The sequence below is a fragment of the Mesorhizobium sp. M2D.F.Ca.ET.226.01.1.1 genome (genome assembly GCF_004022705.2).
Classification (GTDB): domain Bacteria; phylum Pseudomonadota; class Alphaproteobacteria; order Rhizobiales; family Rhizobiaceae; genus Mesorhizobium.
Map to the genome: position 1 here is coordinate 1 of NZ_RZOY02000093.1, position 316 is coordinate 316.

The following is a 316-nucleotide window of genomic DNA, read 5'->3' on the forward strand; positions in this document are numbered from 1 at the left end:
GGACAGATGGAAAGAGTGGGCGTACGACCTCTGGCAGGACGAGCGCAACCCCAAAGGTCTGTGGCGGCGCACCAGTTGGGCAGCGTGGCGCGCCGGCAAGCCTGACTGGAAGAATCTGATCGACTTTGACGCATTGGGCGCGGCCGAACGCATGCCGTGGGTGTGCGTCGAGCTCGACATTCTTTATCCCGACGGCGATCGCGCATTGATCACTATGTCGCCCGGCGGCTCGGACGCGCTGGTGGTGCGCGAGTTCGACATCGACGCGCGCCGTTTCGTCGACGACGGTTTTGCGATTTCGAAGGCGGGCAAGCAC

1 pseudogene is annotated in these 316 nt (G+C 63.6%); it reads left to right on the forward strand.

The window, feature by feature from the left end:
* Positions 1-316, forward strand: a pseudogene (locus EN869_RS33910) (prolyl oligopeptidase family protein); the annotation flags it as partial.